2 protein-coding genes are annotated in these 1,146 nt (G+C 66.8%); both read right to left on the bottom strand.

Features of this window, described 5'->3' with window-relative positions:
• Nucleotides 1-439, bottom strand: a 439-nt coding sequence (locus Mlute_RS15280) for an FAD-dependent oxidoreductase (protein WP_119361349.1), incomplete at its 3' end; no start/stop codon positions are given.
• A gap of 6 nt (nucleotides 440-445) precedes the next feature.
• Nucleotides 446-943, bottom strand: a complete 498-nt coding sequence (locus Mlute_RS15275; RefSeq protein WP_119361348.1) for a peroxiredoxin — start codon at nucleotides 941-943, stop codon at nucleotides 446-448.
• Nucleotides 944-1,146: the final 203 nt, after the last annotated feature.

Below are 1,146 nucleotides of genomic sequence, written 5' to 3'. Positions count from 1 at the left end.
CGTCCACAGGGGGAAAGGGCAGGCCCGCCGCCAGCCTCCAAAGGGCCTCTGCCCGCCGGGTCTGCCAGCCCCAGAAAGGCCCCACCGCCGGGCCAAAGGCCTGAAGCTGGGCCTCGAGCTCAAACCCTCGCCCCACCGGCCGCACCACCCGCCGCCCCTCCGGTAACCACACCTCCATCAGGGGAACCCCCTCCGGCAGCCGCCGAACAGGGAAGCGCACCCCCAGGAGGGCCTCGAGCCGGGTGAACACCCCTTCTTGGTCAAACCCCGCCAGCAGGGTGGCCCCGGCGTCAAAGCGAAACCCTTTGTGGAAGAAGGTTCCCGCTGAACCCCCGGGGTAGGTGTGGCGCTCTAAAACTACGACCTCCAAGCCCGCCTTGGCCAGCAGGGCGGCCGCGGTCAGCCCCCCCACCCCTGCACCGATGACCACCGCCCGCATCCGGGTCTAGCGCCTCAAGGTGCGGACGTAGGCCAGCACGGTGTCGGCGTCGCGAAAAGGGTTCACACTGCGCCAGACCCGCTCAATGCGGCCCTTGGGATTGACCAGGATGGTGTCGCGGTTGTAGAAGCCCAAAAAACCCCCTACCCCAAACAGCCGGGCCAGGGCCCCGTCCTTATCGGGCAGCATCGCCCCCTTGAGGGCCATGCGCTCTATAAAGGCGCACTGCTCGGCAGCCGGGTCGGCGCTCACCCCAAACACCTCCACCCCCAGGGCTTGGAACTGCTCGTAGAGTTCGGCGTAACGCTTGCCCTGGGCAGTGCAACCCGGGGAGTTGGCCTTGGGGTAGAACCAGAACAAGAGGTAGCGCCCTTCCCGGGCCAAAGCCGCCAGGTCCACAACGCGACCGTAGGCGTCCTGCACCCGTGGCAGGCTCACCGGGTCGCCCGGCGAGAGGGCCCAGGCCGAAAGGGAGAATGCGCACAACAAAGACAGCCAACGCACAGCTTTAGATTGTCGCAAAACGCCCCGAGCAGCTGTAGGCCAGGCTTCAGGTAGAGGCCTGCCGCTTGGCCCTGAGGTAGGCCAGCACCTCCTCAGCGTCACGAAAAGGGTTCACATTGCGCCAAACCCGCTCAATCCTCCCCTCCAGGATGGTGTCCCGGCTGTACAGGCCCAGCAAGGGGCCTTGCTGGGCCTGTACAGCC

The sequence above is a fragment of the Meiothermus luteus genome (assembly GCF_003574085.1).
In the GTDB taxonomy this organism is placed as follows: domain Bacteria; phylum Deinococcota; class Deinococci; order Deinococcales; family Thermaceae; genus Meiothermus; species Meiothermus luteus.
This window is presented reverse-complemented; position numbering and strand designations above follow the sequence as displayed.